Origin of the sequence: Nonomuraea lactucae (assembly GCF_003313395.1) — a bacterium.
GTDB classification, from domain to species: Bacteria; Actinomycetota; Actinomycetes; order Streptosporangiales; family Streptosporangiaceae; genus Nonomuraea; species Nonomuraea lactucae.
In genome coordinates this window covers 1-15,699 of sequence record NZ_QNFZ01000257.1, presented here as the reverse complement: position 1 = coordinate 15,699, position 15,699 = coordinate 1, and the positions used below count along the sequence as shown (strand labels likewise).

14 protein-coding genes and 1 pseudogene are annotated in these 15,699 nt (G+C 67.9%); 11 read left to right on the top strand and 4 right to left on the bottom strand.

All coding sequences use genetic code 11. The annotated features are described in order from the left end of the window. Window positions 1-22 precede the first annotated feature (22 nt). The 3 genes and pseudogenes from DQW85_RS16375 to DQW85_RS48220 form a co-directional block, all read left to right on the top strand. Window positions 23-1,600 (top strand): AMP-binding protein, encoded by a 1,578-nt coding sequence (locus DQW85_RS16375; RefSeq protein ID WP_113701166.1) that lies wholly within the window; start codon window positions 23-25, stop codon window positions 1,598-1,600. Next, window positions 1,597-2,460, top strand: a complete 864-nt coding sequence (locus DQW85_RS16370) for an enoyl-CoA hydratase-related protein (RefSeq protein ID WP_113701165.1) — start codon at window positions 1,597-1,599, stop codon at window positions 2,458-2,460. The genes DQW85_RS16375 and DQW85_RS16370 overlap by 4 nt, the downstream gene beginning before the upstream one ends. A 1-nt stretch (window position 2,461) precedes the next feature. After that, a pseudogene (locus DQW85_RS48220) lies at window positions 2,462-3,619 on the top strand (long-chain fatty acid--CoA ligase); the annotation flags it as partial. Here the strand turns inward: DQW85_RS48220 and DQW85_RS47650 are convergent. After that, a complete protein-coding gene (locus tag DQW85_RS47650; protein WP_275888208.1) occupies window positions 3,563-3,685 on the bottom strand; it encodes a hypothetical protein in 123 nt (40 codons plus the stop codon). The pseudogene DQW85_RS48220 and the gene DQW85_RS47650 sit on opposite strands and share 57 nt — an antisense overlap. On the opposite strand from DQW85_RS47650, the gene DQW85_RS45880 reads away from it, so the two are divergent. Beyond that, on the top strand, window positions 3,684-4,133 hold the full coding sequence (locus DQW85_RS45880) for a class I adenylate-forming enzyme family protein (protein WP_205315166.1): 450 nt from the start codon (window positions 3,684-3,686) through the stop codon (window positions 4,131-4,133). The two genes, DQW85_RS47650 and DQW85_RS45880, sit on opposite strands and share 2 nt — an antisense overlap. Continuing rightward, entirely contained in the window at window positions 4,130-5,209 is a 1,080-nt protein-coding gene (locus DQW85_RS16360; protein WP_113701164.1) for a CaiB/BaiF CoA transferase family protein, read from the top strand. The genes DQW85_RS45880 and DQW85_RS16360 overlap by 4 nt, the downstream gene beginning before the upstream one ends. 204 nt (window positions 5,210-5,413) lie before the next feature. On the opposite strand, the gene DQW85_RS16355 is transcribed toward DQW85_RS16360, so the two are convergent. The 3 genes from DQW85_RS16355 to DQW85_RS16340 form a co-directional block, all read right to left on the bottom strand. Then, on the bottom strand, window positions 5,414-5,842 hold the full coding sequence (locus tag DQW85_RS16355) for a hypothetical protein (protein WP_162795038.1): 429 nt from the start codon (window positions 5,840-5,842) through the stop codon (window positions 5,414-5,416). 1,303 nt (window positions 5,843-7,145) lie between these two features. Next, complete coding sequence (locus DQW85_RS16345; RefSeq protein WP_113701161.1) at window positions 7,146-7,664, bottom strand: hypothetical protein; 519 nt, start codon at window positions 7,662-7,664, stop codon at window positions 7,146-7,148. 466 nt (window positions 7,665-8,130) lie between these two features. Then, entirely contained in the window at window positions 8,131-8,961 is an 831-nt protein-coding gene (locus tag DQW85_RS16340; RefSeq protein ID WP_113701160.1) for an enoyl-CoA hydratase/isomerase family protein, read from the bottom strand. A 123-nt stretch (window positions 8,962-9,084) separates the two neighbouring features. On the opposite strand from DQW85_RS16340, the gene DQW85_RS16335 reads away from it, so the two are divergent. The 6 genes from DQW85_RS16335 to DQW85_RS16310 all read left to right on the top strand — a co-directional run. Further along, entirely contained in the window at window positions 9,085-9,468 is a 384-nt protein-coding gene (locus DQW85_RS16335) for a winged helix-turn-helix transcriptional regulator (protein ID WP_113701159.1), read from the top strand. A gap of 139 nt (window positions 9,469-9,607) precedes the next feature. Further along, window positions 9,608-10,177, top strand: coding sequence for a dihydrofolate reductase family protein (locus DQW85_RS16330; protein WP_113701158.1), 570 nt, complete (start codon window positions 9,608-9,610; stop codon window positions 10,175-10,177). Between the two features lie 325 nt (window positions 10,178-10,502). Further along, window positions 10,503-10,928, top strand: a complete 426-nt coding sequence (locus DQW85_RS44535; protein WP_162795037.1) for a GDP-mannose 4,6-dehydratase — start codon at window positions 10,503-10,505, stop codon at window positions 10,926-10,928. Window positions 10,929-11,172: 244 nt separating this feature from the next. After that, window positions 11,173-13,356 (top strand): SF1B family DNA helicase RecD2, encoded by a 2,184-nt coding sequence (gene recD2, locus DQW85_RS16320; protein WP_240197219.1) that lies wholly within the window; start codon window positions 11,173-11,175, stop codon window positions 13,354-13,356. Between the two features lie 159 nt (window positions 13,357-13,515). Next, window positions 13,516-14,706 carry a L,D-transpeptidase gene (locus DQW85_RS16315; RefSeq protein WP_113701155.1) on the top strand — a complete coding sequence of 397 codons (1,191 nt, stop codon included), beginning with the start codon at window positions 13,516-13,518 and terminating at the stop codon, window positions 14,704-14,706. A gap of 78 nt (window positions 14,707-14,784) precedes the next feature. Beyond that, a partial coding sequence (locus tag DQW85_RS16310; protein ID WP_162795036.1) for a serine/threonine-protein kinase occupies window positions 14,785-15,699 on the top strand: 915 nt, incomplete at its 3' end.

The window sequence follows — 15,699 nt, the reverse complement described above, 5'->3', positions numbered from 1 at the left end:
CCGCGGCAGTGCGGGGTGTGCGATGACCAACTTCAGCCTGTGCCTGCGGCAGTCGGCAGCGCGCCATCCCGAGCGGGTGGCCATCGTCGACGGCGCCGACACACTGACCTACGCGCGCTTCGACGAGTCCGTCGACGCGTTGGCGCGGGGCCTCGGCAATCACGGGGTCGGCCCAGCCAGCGTTGTCGCGGTCGTCAGCCAGAATTCGGGGGAGTTCCTCCAGCTCTACTTCGCGGCAATGCGGGTGGGCGCGATCTTTCTCCCGCTGAATCACCGGCTCTCGGGTGTCGAGGTCGCCTACCAGCTCGATCTGGCGCAGGTCGACGTGCTCTTCGTGGGCGAGGGCTCGGTCGAACTGGCCGATGCGGCCATCGCGGCGGCTGCGATCCGTCCAAGGGGTCTGCCGTTGGGGCGCTACGCAAGTCCATCGACCTGGCCGGACTACGACGAGCTGCTTGTGGAGACCGGGCACGTGCCCGATGTCCCGCGTGCTCTCGGTGATCCGCAACGCATCATGTTCACCTCGGGGACGACGTCACACCCCAAGGCCGCGCTGACCACCCATGGGCAGATCTGGATGGGTGCGCTGGCGAGGGCGACCGAGTTCCACTTCACCGAGCGAGACGTCAATCTGGTCAACGGGCCCCTCTACCACGCAAGCGCGCTTGATCACTTCGCATCCACACACTTCGTGGTGGGCGGCTCCGTCGTCGTGACCCGCGGTTTCGATCCGCGCAATGTCCTCGCTCTCCTTGAGCAGCGAGCGGTGACCAACACGTGGCTCTCTCCGACGATGGTGCGGATGGTGTCGGAGGTCCCGGGCTGGGAAAGGGTTGACGTCTCGGCGCTGAGGGTCCTCCTCGTGGGCGGCGAGCGGATGCCGGAGCACCTGCTCGAGCGGCTCGAGGCCGCCTGGCCCCAGACGGGGATCCACGACTGCTACGGCCTCACCGAGAGCAGCTTCGCGACGTACGCCGACATGGGTCGAGCGATCGGCAAGCGAGGATCGGTGGGCAGGTCGACGATCGGCACCCGAGTCCGCGTCGTGTCCGAGAGTGGCACCCCCGTCAGGAACGGCGAGACCGGCGAGGTCCAGATCTCCGGTCTGTGTGTGTTCCCCGGCTATCTCGCGGACGAGGCGGCTACCGCACACGCCCTCACGGACGGGTGGCTCCGCACCGGTGACCTCGGACGACTGGACGATGACGGCTACCTGTTCCTTGTCGACCGGGTCAAGGACATGATCCGCAGCGGGGGAGAGAACATCGCCTCTCCGGAGGTCGAGCGGGTGCTCTTCGAATTCCCCGGCGTGCTGGACGCCGCTGTCGTCGGTGTCCCGGACGAGCGTTGGGGTGAGGTGCCCGTCGCGTTCGTCGTGGCGGACTCCGTTCACGGCCTGTCGACAGAGGCGCTGATCGCTCATGCGAGTGAGCGACTCGGCAAGTTCAAGGTGCCCAAGGCTGTGCACTTCGTCAAGGAGCTGCCTCGCACAGCCTCCGGGAAGGTCATGAAGCGGGTTCTGCGAGACACCGTCACGCGGTACGAGTCAGTCGACGACGGCAAGCGTCGAAGAGAGAGTCGAAGGGAGATAGGACCATGATGGCGGGGCTCAACTACCAGGTGCGCGACTCGATCGGCTACATCGAGCTCAGTCGGCCGGAACGCTCCAACGCGCTCGACCTGTCCACACTCGAGCTCATGGATGAGGCGGTCGCGAGCGCGGCCGGCGACGACGGGGTGAAGGCACTGGTCTTCCACGGAGCCGGCAAGGGGTTCTGCAGCGGGTACGACCTCCACCCATCCGGACAGATCAACGTCAAGCACCAGTCCGTGTTGCAGGACTGGGCGCGGCTCCAGCGCAACAACGAGCGCTGGGAGCGGATTTTCAGCTTCCCGAAGCCAACCCTGGCCAAAGTGCACGGGTACGCCGTCGCCGGAGGTCTCGAGCTGGCGATGGCATGCGACCTCGTGGTGGCCACCACGACTGCCCGGTTCGGCCACCCGCCGCTGCGCGCGTTGGGCACGCCGCCGTTCATGATCTTCGGGCAGACGCTCGGTCATCGCGACATGCGCGAGATGCTCTTCACCGGCAACTCCGTGCCGGGATCCCAGGCTCAACTGCGAGGCTGGATCACGCGCGCGGTGAGCGAGGAGCAGCTCGACGCCGAGACGGAGAAGATCCTTTCTGCGCTGCGCGCCATGCCGCTGGAGAACCTCCTGCTGCTCAAGAGGCTGATCCTTCGCGCCGACATGGTCACAGGAGGGCCGGCGGTCCGTGGCATGGGCGTCGAGTTCGACGCGATCGCCCATCGCACCCAGGCAGCCGGAGCATTCTGGGACTCTGTTGACGACCTGGGCCTACGGGAAGCGCTGAAGAGGCGCGACGCCCCGTTCAGGGAGTGGGACTACGTCCGTCCGAGCTTGTCGAGCGGTCCCCTGTCGCCTGGAGAAGGCGAGTGACATGTTCGAGAACCGAAGCGCACCCGAGCCGTACCACCGGCAGTGGAACGAGATCTCGACAGTTGCCGACCTCCTGGTCAGGGGCGCCCTGCTCACCCCGCACCGTCGTTCGGTCGCCTTCCCCGACGAGTCACTCAGCTACCTGGAGCTCCTGGAGCGATCCCGTCAGGTGGCGCGCGGGCTCACCGCACTGGGCGTCCAGCGTGGCGATCACGTCGGCATCCTCCTGCCCAACGGGCCGGAGTTCGTGGAGGCGTTCTTCGGAGCCGCGTACCTGGGGGCCGTCATGGTCCCGCTCAACCCGCGCTACCGATCCCACGAGCTGTCCTACGCCGTGGCGAGTGCGGACATCGTCACCGTGTTGACGAGCGGGTTCGCAGGTGCCTACACCGACTTCCCTGCCCTGATGGAGTCGTGTGCCCCGGAACTGTCGACCTCGGCGGACGCGACGTCGCTCACACTGCCCGCGTTCCCGCGCCTCCGGTCGGTAGTCCTGCTCGGCGGGGAGGTCCGCGCCGGTTTCGTCGCCCGAGAAGAGTTCATCCGGCTCGGCGAAGGCGTGGCGTCACACGTGATCGAGGAGTCCCGCGATGCCGTCCGTGTGCGGGACGTCGGGGTCATCCTGTACACGTCCGGGACGACCGCGAACCCCAAGGCATGCGTTCTGACGCACGAGGCCGTGACTCGCGGAACGGTCGGTCGCGCCAGGGATCGCTTCCGCACCCGCGAACACGACGTCGTGTGGAGTCCGGGGCCGCTGTTCCACATGGGCAGCCTGCAATGGCTGCTCGGTTCGATCGGAGCGAACGGGACGTTCGTCAGCGACACCCACTTCGATGCCGACCGTGCGATCGCGCTGATCAGGCGTGAGCGGCCGACGATCGGCTGGCCGCTCTTCCCCGCCATCATGTCGCCGATACTCGAGCACCCGAGCTTCGATCCTGCGGACTTCGCCGATCTCCGGAAGATGCTGCTGATCGGGCCCGAGTCACTGTTGCAGCGCGTGCAGAACCTCTTTCCGCAGGTCGAACTGGTCACCAGTTGTGGCATGACCGAGATGGCCGGCGTCTATGCCTTGAGCGCGCTCGACGAGGACGTCCGGTCACGGGCCGAGACCCAGGGCCGGCCACTGCCGGGGGTGCGGGTGCAGATCGTCCGGCCGGACGACGGGTGCCCGGCCGAACCGGGTGAGCCCGGCGAGCTCTGGGGTGCAGGGCCCCTCCATGATGGAGGGCTACTACAAGGACCCCCAGACAACGGCCCGCGCGATCGACGCCGACGGATGGCTGCACACAGGAGATCTGTACCGCTGGGCTGCCAACGGGAACCTCGTGTTCGTGGGGCGGGCCAAGGACATGCTCAAGGTCGGCGGAGAGAATGTCTCCGCGCTCGAGATCGAGTCGTTCCTCTGTCGACATCCCGCGGTGATCGAGGCGGCCGTCATCGGCGTCCCGGACGACCGCCTGGACGAGGTGCCGGTGGCCTTCGTCGAGCTCCGCACAGGGGTCTCGCTGACCGCCGACGAAGTCGTGACCTTCTGTGATGGCCGCATCGCACGCTTCAAGGTCCCGAGGAGTGTCTACTTCGTCGCCGCCGGGGAGTGGCCCATGTCGACAACGAAGATCGACAAGACGCGGCTGCGTGCCCTGGCGCTCGGAGCGGGGAGACCATGACCGAAGGACCCCTTTCTGGTCTTCGCGTTGTCGAGCTCGCGAGCCTGGGACCAGGTCCCCACGCATGCATGCTCCTGGCAGACCTGGGTGCGGACGTCGTCCGCATCGAGCGTGTCGGAGCGGGTGGCGGGCCCACGGACTTCATGGCGCGCAACCGCGTCGTCGTCGAGGCGGATCTCAAGGACGCCGACGACCTGGCGCACGTCCTCGCCCTGATCGACGGAGCGGACGTCCTGATCGAGGGCTTCCGTCCCGGCGTGGTGGAGCGGCTCGGCCTTGGTCCTGATGTGTGCCTGGCACGCAATCCCAGGCTGGTGTTCGGCCGGATGACTGGCTGGGGCCAAGGGGGTCCGCGCGCGCAGGACGCGGGACATGACATCAATTATCTCGCCCTCACTGGCGTTCTGGAGAACATCGGTCGCCGGGGAGAGCGCCCCGTGCCACCGCTGAACCTGGTCGGTGACTTCGGCGGCGGATCGATGTTCCTCGTCATGGGTCTGCTGGCGGCGCTCTGGGAGCGGGAGCGCTCCGGGCGGGGACAGGTCGTCGATGCCGCCATGTGTGACGGAGTCAGTGTGCTGGCTCAGATGGCCTGGTCGATGCGAGCGATGGGCCTGTGGTCGAGTGAGCGGGGTGTCAATCTGCTCGACGGGAGCCATCCGTACTACGACACCTACGAGTGCGCCGATGGGCGCTCTGTGGCGGTCGGATGCATCGAGCCGAGCTTCTTCTCGCTGATGATGGACCTGCTCGGGCTGGACCAGGGCGGCCTGCCTCAGCAGGATGACCACGAACGGGGCCACGAACTGAGGGACGCGATCGCAGCCGCGTTCAGGTCCAGGACAATGTGGAAGTGGGCTGAGGTGTTCGCGGACTCAGACGCGTGCGTCACGCCGGTCCTCACCTACGAGGAGGCTCTGGTGGATACCCACATGGTCAGCCGGGGAGTGTTCACGTCCATCGACGGGGTGGACCAGCCCAGACCTGCCCCCCGGTTCTCGCGGACGCCGACAGCCGAGCCGGTGGGGCCTCGTGCGGCAGAACTGGCCGGTTGGGCTTGGCCGCCGCACCGATGAGCGCTCAACGGGTCCTTGCCTGAGGCGGGGGCGGCTGCGTCACCCGATCTCAGGGCCGCCTCGACGGTGCCGAGCGACTGCCGGCGGAGTCGACGCCGTGAGTGTCCGGCACCCGGCCACGGCGCCAATGGTTCAAGGCACCCGCAGGAGATCGCGGGAGGCCTTGAACCATCACCGGGGCCGGGGAATCCCTCCGCCTGGATGTCAGGAAGTAGTGAAGAGAGCCATTCCTATGGGCGCACTCCTCGTCCCCATGTAAACCTGCGGGTTGCCGAACCTATCCGTGGTGACCTGGAACTCGACGGAGAAGCTGTAGGACCGTGAGCACGGCCAACCGACTCTCGGCGTGCACGTGCTGGCGTATATGCGGCCGGTGTAGTAGCGGTAGTTACTTCCGGTGGAGTCCGTGGGAATGCTCGTGCCGTCGATGAAGAACCCGAGGTTCTTCCCCGTGCTGTTGACGGTGGCCTTGGTGACGGAAGCGGACCAGCCCGAAGGCGGCTGCTCGCCGCACGCCGAGAAGTGGAAGTCCACCTGGCCGTAGCGGAGAGCAGAGGTGGCCGAACCTGGATAGACGGAGAAAGTCGGATAGGTGCAAGCCGCGGCCGAGGCGGGCGCCGCAGGGGTCACCATGGCCGTGAGGAACGCGAATGCCGCCGCCCACGGCGCGATACGTCTCGCCAGAGACCGTTGTCCGGCGGGCGCACTCATGACGCTCGGCTCATCGGCCGCTTTCCGGGTTACGCGAATTGATTTCACTGCGAGCTCCTTCGGTTGTCTCGGACGCTGACGAGACCGGGTTGTCTGCCGTCAGGTCCGCACCACCGGGCCGACGGCAGAGAACAAAAGGGGACGGGTTTCTGTTCAACCCTTCTCGTCGGCCGGGTGCCGTGATGTCGGATCAAGAGTCCGGAGCCGATGCCGCCGTGGTCAAGAAACGCTCGGAAGAATGGGACGCTGGGATGACTTCAGGTACGTTGAGCTGGGATTTTGGTTGTCCCTTGGGACGCTCTGGTGGGATGAGGCCAGCCACGACAGCAGCGGCGGGAGGCGCCAGTTGAATAGGCGCCCGAGTGGCGAGCGCCCGGTCCTCCTCCCGTCGCCGCTGCAGGCCATGGGTGGGGGCGGTCGGCCCCGCCCTCCAGCTCGGACAGCAACGAGTGAACCGTGCTGTCCCTAGCCAAGGTCACATCAGAACGACCTGCGCTTCTCCCTGCCATCGGCTACGTCCGGGTCTCCATGATGCCTGGGTGAGAAGATCTCACCCGAGATCCAGATGGACGTCATTCGCGCCTGCGCCTCCCGCATGGCCCTACGGAGGATGGGTCATCGAGCTCGACGGCACCGGCCGCAACTTCAACCGGGACATGCAAAAGGCCGTCACCCCGATCGAGCGCGGTAAGTCCCATGCGATCATCGCCTGGGAGTTCTCCCGCTTCGGCCGTGTCCGTGAGGGGCAATCCCATCCACCTCGGCCGGATCGAAAGGGCAGGCGGCGAACTCCTGGCTGCCGGGTAGGGGTTGCCGACGTCGGCCAGCTCCCGGCACGCCTCCGTACGCTCCCTGGGCCGCGCCCCCCTCCGACGCCGAAAGTAGGGCATCGCATGAGCTCCCGACGTGAACCGCTCAGCCCAGCCACGCGTCGCCCTGCGCGAACTGGTCACGATCGTCGTCTCCGGCATTTGGCCCTAGGTTAAGCCGCTGACATTTATCGGCTCTGGCTCACTCTCGATGATCTCGGTAACAGAGCGTGCAGGGTGTCAGGAGTAGCGGAGGATGCGGGCCCGTAGAAGGTCGAAGTCGGCGCCGCCGAACATCTGCCGCTTCAAGAATTTGATCTTGTTAACGGTCTCTTCGACGGCTCCACTGCTGTGAGCCAGTGTCAGCCCGGCCTGCACTGCGGCGTGGTCGCGTCGGAGTCCGGTGGCGAAGGTGGCTAGGTAGGGCGAGGCTCCGGTTCGGCGGTGGCGATCCAGTCGTCGAGCAGGTGGCCGTCGCGGTTGGTCATCATCGTGACGAAGCTGCGGACCAGCCCCGCGGTCTCGAGAAGCTCGGGGCAGCGGGCAAGGATTTGCTCCAGTCCGGTCTTCTTCTCTCTGTCCAGACGGTCGGGATGGGTCATGATCCAGCCGGTGACGCGGCCGCGTAGTGGTTTGAGCCAGCCCTGGACGGCGCGCTGGCTGCCGGTGAAGCCTTGGGTCTTGATCTCGGCATGGAGCTGGACGGCGTTGCTGCAGCCTTCGTTCCATCGGCGGGTGAGGTAGGGCTTGAACTGATCCAGTTTGCTGGAGCGGCCGAGGGTCGGGGCCAGGAGTTCGTCCACGCTGGTGGCGTTGGCGTACTTGCGGACGGTGCGAAAGGCCAGGCCGAGTTCGCGGCTGATGGCGTTCAGCGACAGGCTCTTGGCCTTCAGCGCCTGGACCTGGGCACAGCGTTCGTGCGTCCGCGTCACCATCGGCCGTTCGTTACCGTAGGAATCGAGGGTCTTGGGCCGCTGGACGGGTTTGGTCTAAGGCGAGACGATATTCGACGAGCTGCGCGATCAGTGGGCCCAGCAGATCGGCATCGCCGAACTCGAGAACCTCGAGACGCAGCTGGCAGCAATGGTGGATGCACAGCCCGTGCGCTTCGATACGCCCGGCTGGCTTACCCATGACCTCGGCGAGCCGGTTCAAGCGAGGTGACGGCGTCGCCTGTCGCACCGCCAGCAGGATTCGTCTGCGGGTAGTCAAGAGGGGCACCGCTCGGGACGTACGGCGGGCAACCAGTGTCTGGTCGGCGACCGGACGCGGCATGGCGGGCCTGATGGCCTGCCCCACCCCGTGCGAGGTTCCCCGCGGCCGGACCAGCCCGGCATGCCGGGGTGGTCCGGCACGGCTCACGGCTGCCAGAGCGGAAGGTCCCGGACCCTCGTCCGGGTCCTAACGGGCCACTCTCCGGAGGAGGCCCTCGAGATCGCGTTCACCGTCGGGGGTCTGGGCGCCGTGGACCAGACCGTCGCGGATCAGCGCTGTGGCCGCAGGGCGAATGATCTGCCCCATCCAGGCGTCGTTCTCCCGCAGGAGCCCCTCGGCCAGGTCCTCCGGCAGGATGGCGCGCTTGGCCGCTGTGATCACGCCCTCGGGCAGGGCGGCGATGTTGCGGGCGAGCCGGTCGACGACGTCGTCGAGTTCATCGGCAGGGACGGCCCGGTTGACCCAGCCGTATCGCTCCGCGGTCTTGGCGTCGTACAGGTCGGCACTCAGCACCGCCTCCAGCGCGCGGTTGCGGCCGACTCTGCTGGCGAGATACTGCGTGCCTCCTCCGCCGGGCACGATGCCCATGAGGGCTTCGATCTGGCCGATCCCAGCGCGGCCGATCGCTGCGAACGTCATGTCCGCGGAGGCGACGAACTCCGCCCCGCCGCCGCGCGCCATCCCGGCGAGCTTGACGATGGACACCTGGGGCTGGTGCCGGAGTAGTTCCCCCAGAGCCTGGAAAACGTTGACACCATCCGGAAGGTCTTGCGCGAACTTGTCGAACGCGTCCGGCGTGTCAACCAGCGACATGTCGACGTGGGCAATGAAGAACTCAGGATTGGCGCTATCGAACACGATGACCCGAACCGAGTCGTCGTCCCGAAGCGCGGTCAGCAGGCGCCGAAGGTCGCCCATCAGGGCGACGCCCAAGACATTGACCGGTGGATTGTCGAGGGTGACGCGGGCGATGCCGGCTTCGCGGCTCACCCGCAGGGTCGTGTAGGCGTCGTTCATGGAGATCCCCGATCCGTATCTGGTAGGCATCTAGGTTCCTGATGCATACTTACGATGCGGCGGCGGGCGACCAGCCGTCAATAACGCACTTTCGGCATCTCAAGGACCGCGAAGGATACCGATATGGCCACTCCCGAAGCCGGCCCCGCAGCGGACCCCGTCTACCGGGCCGACTGCCCCAGCCGCCCGATCCTGGACCAGATCGCCGACAAGTGGTCAATGATGGTGATGGCGGTCCTCAACGAGCCGAGGCGGTTCAACGAGATCAAGCGCCGCCTTGAGGGCGTCACCCAGCGCGTCCTGACCCAGACCCTGCGCCGCCTGGAGCGCAACGGGATGATCACGCGCCGCGTGCTCCCCACGTCGCCGGTTGGGGTCGAGTACTCACTCACGCCGCTCGGCGAATCGCTGCGGGAGCCGTTCGGCCGGTTGTACGACTGGACGGTCGACAACGCAGACGAGATCCAAAGGCATCAGAGGGAGTACGACCAGCACATCCAGAGCTGAGAACTCGATGCGCATGCGCTACACGCGCGAGTTCTGGCGTATCACGGAGGGCGAGCGCGAAGTCCGCCCCCGTTCTGTGCCGATGAGTTATGGGAGGCCGGGTGGTCCACCCTCCTGAGGACAACTTCAGGAGGTCTCGATGGGCACTGTGGTCCTGTACAAGAGCATGTCGTTGGATGGCTTCGTCGCCGGCCCGGACATCGGCGCGGAGCATCCCATGGGCAAGGGCGGCATGCGGCTGCACGAGTGGATGTTCACCGACCGGCCAGACCCGCGCGACAAGAAGGTCGTCGCTGCGATGTCCGCTTCGGTGGGCGCCGTCGTCGTCGGCAGGCGCACATTCGAGGTCGGCCTGCCCCACTGGGACGACACCCCGTATCCGGCACCGACCTTCGTGCTCACCCACCGAGCCCGCTACGAGCTCGTCATGAAGAGCGCCACGTTCACCTTTGTCACCGACGACATCAAGACCGCCCTCAAGGCCGCTCAGGACGCGGCCGGGGATAAGGACGTGATCGTGATGGGTGCCCAGACGGGGCGGCAGTTCCTGCGCGCCAGGTTGCTGGATGAGTTGCAGATCAACCTGGTGCCGGTCGTGCTGGGCGCCGGAACCCGCCTGTTGGACGACCTGGGGCACATCGACTTGGAGCGCACGCAGGTGATCGCCTCCGACGCGGTCACGCACCTGCGGTTCCGGGTCGTCAAGTAGCGGCCCCGGTACGGAAAGCGCTAGGTAAGTCCGAACGATTGCAGCGGCCGTCGTTTAGCTTTCCTCACGGGCTGTTGCTCAGCGCTTCGACCGATGCGGCCTGCAGCCTGGCTATGGGAGAGACTTCTGGCCCCACCTACGGGCTTGGGTTCTAAAGGTGGTCGCGTTGACGACGGTGCCTTCGAAGACAGGCGCGCGGGCGGCGGCCTTGATGACGCGCCGGGCCGCCTGGCCGGAGATTCCCTGACCGGCGTCCAGGCCGTCGCGCAGCTCGGCGACGGTGTCGGCGACCGCCCGGACGGTCTCGATACCGATGAGGTCGTGGATGCCGCTGCTGCTGCCCGTATTGGATGGCGAGCGCGATGAGGCCGTTCGGTCGTCGGGCGATGTGCCAGGGCAGCGACCCGGGGTGATGCGCACCGTGCTGGACGTGGTGCGCCTGGCCTTCGCGACGGCCGGGCTGAACTGGGAAGACCACGTGGTGATCGACAATGCCCTGGTTCGTCCGGCCGAGGTGGAGACGCTCTGCGCCAATCCGGAGCGGGCACGGCGCGAACTGGGCTGGGACATCGAGGCCGCCTACGACTGGTCGGCTTGCGTCGGGGTGAGACCGGCGGGTCGGGGGCGGACGGAAGAGGCAGTTGAGGGGTTACCAGCCGCGCGTCGGCTGCCCGGACCTGACGGCCGCGAATTGCTCGACTTCAAGCTCATGCCCGGGCTACAGAACGTCGGTCCGCGAAGCCGGTGCTGACCACCAGGACCATCAAGCGGGACCTGCTCCGCCAGCAGTACGACGTTACTCGCCACCTGGCCGTTGCCATACGAGAACAGGGACTTGGCGGCGGGCCGGCAGCGCGCGGGCCGACCAACCGGAAGGACCATGGCGATGAACCGACGCGTTGGGCTGATCGCGGTCGGCCGTCGTTGCTTTACCCTGGCCGGAGGTGCTTGGGAGAGAGGGTCTCGTGGCGGCTGGATCGGATGGTTCACGTGGTGTGGCCCTGGACGCCGTCCTTGAGCGCATCACCTACGCCAACGAGGAGACCGGCTACACGATCGCCCGCGTGGCGACCGACAGGTCCGGTTCGGAGCTGCTGACCGTGGTGGGGCCGCTGCTGGGGGCCCAAGTGGGCGAGTCGCTGCGGCTGACCGGCCGGTGGACGTCCCATCCGCGGTACGGGCGCCAGTTCGAGGTGTGGTCGTACGCCACGGTGCTGCCGGCGACGGTGCAGGGGATCCGCCGCTACCTGGGGTCCGGGCTGATCAAGGGCATCGGGCCGAAGATGGCCGAGCGGATCGTCGACCACTTCGGCACCGCGACCCTGGAGGTGATCGAGCAGAGTCCCGAGCGCCTGGTCGAGGTGCCCGGGCTCGGCCCCAAGCGGACGAAGATGATCGCCGCCGCCTGGGAGGAACAGAAGATCATCAAAGAGGTGATGATCTTTCTGCAGGGCGTCGGGGTGTCCACGTCCATCGCGGTGCGCATCTTCAAGGAGTACGGCGAGTCGTCGGTCTCCGTCGTCAGGACCAGCCCGTACAAGCTGGCCGACGACGTGTGGGGCATCGGCTTCAAGACGGCCGACACCATCGCCCAGGCGGTCGGCATCCCGCACGACAGCCCCGAACGGGTCAAGGCCGGCCTGCGCTACACCCTGTCGCAGGCCGCCGACGACGGCCACTGCTACCTGCCGGCCCCCAACCTCGTCGGCGACGCGGTCAAGATCCTCGAGGTGCCCGCCGAGCTGGTCGGCGCCTGCCTTGAAGAGCTGGTCGCCGAGGAGGGCGTGGTCCGGGAGGAGATCCCGGCCGGGGACAACGTCGTGCCCGCCGTCTACCTGGTGCCCTTCCACCGGGCAGAGCTGTCGCTCGCCTCCGGGCTGCTGTCGCTGCTGCGCGGCGGCCACGACCGGCTCAAGGCGTTCGCCGACGTCGACTGGGAGCGCGCCGAGAGCTGGCTGCGCGGCCAGACCGGCGCGGAGCTGGCCGCCGAGCAGCGCCAGGCCGTACGGCTGGCGCTGACGGAGAAGGTCGCCGTGCTCACCGGCGGCCCGGGCTGCGGCAAGAGCTTCACCGTGCGCTCCATCGTGACCCTGGCCAGGGCCAAGCGGGCCCGCGTCATCCTGGCCGCGCCCACCGGCCGCGCCGCCAAGCGCCTGGCCGAGCTGACCGGCCACGAGGCCACCACGGTCCACCGGCTGCTGCAGCTGCGGCCGGGCGGCGAGGCCACCTTCGACCGCGACAACCCGCTCGACGCCGACCTGGTGGTGGTGGACGAGGCGTCCATGCTCGACCTGCTGCTGGCCAACAAGCTCGTCAAGGCCGTCGCGCCGGGCGCCCACCTGCTGTTCGTCGGCGACGTCGACCAGTTGCCGTCGGTCGGCGCGGGCGAGGTGCTCAGGGACCTGCTCGCCGCCGACGACGTCCCCCGGGTACGGCTGACGCAGATCTTCCGCCAGGCTCAGGAGTCGGGCGTGGTGGTCAACGCCCACCGCGTCAACACCGGCCGCCACCCGGTGCTGGAGGGGATGAAGGACTTCTTCCTGTTCCCGTGCGAGGAGCCCGAGGAGATCGCCCAGCTCACGGTCGACGTGGTCGCCCGGCGCATCCCGCGCAGGTTCGGGCTGGACGCGCGCCGCGACGTGCAGGTGCTGGCACCGATGCACCGCGGCGCGGCGGGGGCGGGAGCGCTCAACATCGCCCTGCAGGAGGCGCTCACCCCCGCACGCGAGGGCATGCCCGAGCGCCGCTACGGCGGTCGCGTCTTCCGCGTCGGCGACAAGGTCACCCAGCTGCGCAACAACTACGACAAGGGCGCGGCCGGGGTGTTCAACGGCACCGTCGGCATCGTCACCGACATCCGGCCCGACGAGCACAAGCTGACCGTCCTCACCGACGAGGACGAGCAGGTCGACTACGCCTTCGACGAGCTGGACGAGCTGGCCCACGCCTACGCCGTCTCCATCCACCGCTCCCAGGGCAGCGAGTACCCGGCCGTGGTCGTCCCGCTGGCCACCAGCGCCTGGATGATGCTCCAGCGCAATCTCCTCTACACCGCGATCACCCGGGCCAAGAAGCTCGTTGTGATCGTCGGGTCGCGCCGGGCGCTGGCGCAGGCCGTGCGGACCAAGGGGGCGGGGCGGCGGCACACCAGCCTCACCCACCGCCTGTCCCAGCACTGACCTCCGCGTTTTACGCGCTCCTTACCCCTCTTGACCTGCGGTTGACTTCACTTAGTGATGCAAACGTGACCGAACTCTCCCAAACAAAACCGCGTCTTACGTTCAGGAGCATTTAAGGTTTTTTGGTGCAGTTTGCCGCAATGGGGGGAGTGGTAGGACTTGAACATCACGTCTCGTTGGAGGAAGCCCACCGCGGGCCTCGCGCTCCTGACCGCGGCCTGCCTGGTGGCTTCTTGCTCGGGCGGCGACCCCGTCCCGGGCGGCTCCGGCGCGCCTGACGCCACCACCTCGGCGACACCTCAGGCGCCGACGATCGCCATATCGCCCGCGCAGGGCAGCTCGCAGGTCAGCCCCGAGAAGAAGATCGTCGTGACGGCGTCCGGCGGGACGCTCGACGAGGTCACCGTCGAGGGCGGCGACGAGGAGGTCACCGGCAAGTACAACGCCGACAAGACCAGATGGGTCTCACAGGGCAGGCTCAAGCCGTCCACCGCCTACAAGGTCACGGCCAAGTCCGGCGTCACCACCGCGGCCGGCGCCTTCACCACGCTCAAGCCCGAGCGCGAGCTGAGAGTGGTCGACGTGACGCCCAACCGCAAGGGGGAGAAGCTCGGCGTGGGGGCGCCGATCATCGTCACCTTCAACCAGCCCGTCACCGAGAAGGCGGACGTCGAGCGCACCCTGCGGGTCAAGGCCGAAAAGCGCGCAACGGGCGCCTGGCGGTGGATCAACGACACGGTCGTCATCTACCGCACCGCCAAGTACTGGCCCGCACACCAGAAGGTCAGGTTCAGCGCCGACCTCGAAGGCGTCAAGGCCGGCAAGGGCACCTACGGCGTGCAGGACTACGACACCACGCTCACCATCGGCGCCCGGGTCATCAGCAAGATCGACGTCGGCAAGAAGATGATGTACGTCTACCGCGACGGCAAGCGCGTCCAGACGATGCGCATCAGCGCGGGCAACGGCACCACCCGCGAGTACACGACCACCTCCGGCGTCCACCTGACCATGGAACGCGGCAACCCGGTACGCATGATCTCCCCGGGCCGCGAGAAGGACGATCCCGAGTACTACGACGTGATGATCGACCACGCGGTGCGGATCTCCAACTCCGGCGAGTACGTCCACGCCAAGAACAACGTCTGGGCCCAGGGCGTGCGCAACGTCAGCCACGGCTGCATCAACTCCCGCCCCGACCAGGCCAAGTGGTTCCACGACACCATGCAGCGCGGCGACGTGGTCGACATCACCGGCACCGACCGCGAGCTGGAGTGGAACAACGGCTGGGGCTTCTGGCAGATGCCGTTCACGCAGTGGAAGAAGGGCAGCGCGATCAAGGAGCCGTAACCCGGCCCACCCTTCTGGCGAGCCCGCCGCGTACCCATAATGGGTGATCTAGGAGGGCCGCCGGGAGGAGACACCCGAATGCCAGAGTTCTTACCCCTGCACGAGGGCGACCCGTCCGAGGTGGGGGGCTACCGGCTGATCGGCCGCCTGGGCCGCGGCGTCTTCGCCGCCATGCCGCCGCCCGGCGGCGACGCCGGCGAGCCGGTCGTGGTCAAGCTGCTGCACCCCGACCTCGATCAGGACAGGTTCCTGGCGATCATCCAGCCGTTCCAGGAGGTCACCGCCTTCTGCACCGCCCAGGTGCTCGACTCGGGCGTGGCGGGCGGGCGGCCGTACGTGGTGAGCGAGTACATCGACGGTCCCACCCTGGAACAGGCCACCGCGACCGGCACCCGGCTGAGGGACGCGGCGCTGCACCGCCTGGCGGTCGGGACCGCGACCGCGCTGGTCGCCATCCACCAGGCGCGGGCCGTGCACGGCGACATCCGGCCGGGCAACGTGGTCCTCGGCCCCGACGGCCCCAGGGTGATCAACGTCGGCATCGGGCAGGCGCTCGCGGCCACCGAGTCCGCCACCACCCGCAAGGTCCAGCCGCCCGCCTACACCGCGCCCGAACGGCTCGGCGGAGCCCCGATGGAGCCGCCGGCCGACGTGTTCTCCTGGGCGGCGACGCTGGTGTCGGCGGCGACGGGCGGTTCGCCGTTCGACGGCGGCTCGATGGCGGCGACCGTGAACCGGATCACCAACGAGGACCCCGAACTGCCCGACCTGGGGGACCTGCACGGCGTGGTCGTGGAGTGCCTGGCCAAGGATCCCGCGCGGCGGCCCACGTCGAGCGACGTGCTGCTGCGGCTGGTGGGGGAGACCAAGTTCCTCACCGCCCGCGTTCCGTCCCCCGTGCCGCCGCATGATGCCGGCCCGGCGTCCCGGAGCCGGTCCGAGCCCGCCGCGCAGGCGCCGGCGGAGCCGTCCTCCGCGGAGCCGCCCTCCACC

What these genes read in the sequence shown, in the direction of transcription:
- DQW85_RS16375 (WP_113701166.1), top strand. Translation starts at nt 23, where the DNA reads ATGACCAACTTCAGCCTGTGCCTGCGGCAGTCGGCAGCGCGCCATCCC.
- DQW85_RS16370 (WP_113701165.1), top strand. Translation starts at nt 1,597, where the DNA reads ATGATGGCGGGGCTCAACTACCAGGTGCGCGACTCGATCGGCTACATC.
- DQW85_RS45880 (WP_205315166.1), top strand. Translation starts at nt 3,684, where the DNA reads ATGATGGAGGGCTACTACAAGGACCCCCAGACAACGGCCCGCGCGATC.
- DQW85_RS47650 (WP_275888208.1), bottom strand. Translation starts at nt 3,685, where the DNA reads ATGGAGGGGCCCTGCACCCCAGAGCTCGCCGGGCTCACCCGGTTCGGC.
- DQW85_RS16360 (WP_113701164.1), top strand. Translation starts at nt 4,130, where the DNA reads ATGACCGAAGGACCCCTTTCTGGTCTTCGCGTTGTCGAGCTCGCGAGC.
- DQW85_RS16355 (WP_162795038.1), bottom strand. Translation starts at nt 5,842, where the DNA reads ATGGTGACCCCTGCGGCGCCCGCCTCGGCCGCGGCTTGCACCTATCCG.
- DQW85_RS16345 (WP_113701161.1), bottom strand. Translation starts at nt 7,664, where the DNA reads ATGGTGACGCGGACGCACGAACGCTGTGCCCAGGTCCAGGCGCTGAAG.
- DQW85_RS16340 (WP_113701160.1), bottom strand. Translation starts at nt 8,961, where the DNA reads ATGAACGACGCCTACACGACCCTGCGGGTGAGCCGCGAAGCCGGCATC.
- DQW85_RS16335 (WP_113701159.1), top strand. Translation starts at nt 9,085, where the DNA reads ATGGCCACTCCCGAAGCCGGCCCCGCAGCGGACCCCGTCTACCGGGCC.
- DQW85_RS16330 (WP_113701158.1), top strand. Translation starts at nt 9,608, where the DNA reads ATGGGCACTGTGGTCCTGTACAAGAGCATGTCGTTGGATGGCTTCGTC.
- DQW85_RS44535 (WP_162795037.1), top strand. Translation starts at nt 10,503, where the DNA reads ATGCCGCTGCTGCTGCCCGTATTGGATGGCGAGCGCGATGAGGCCGTT.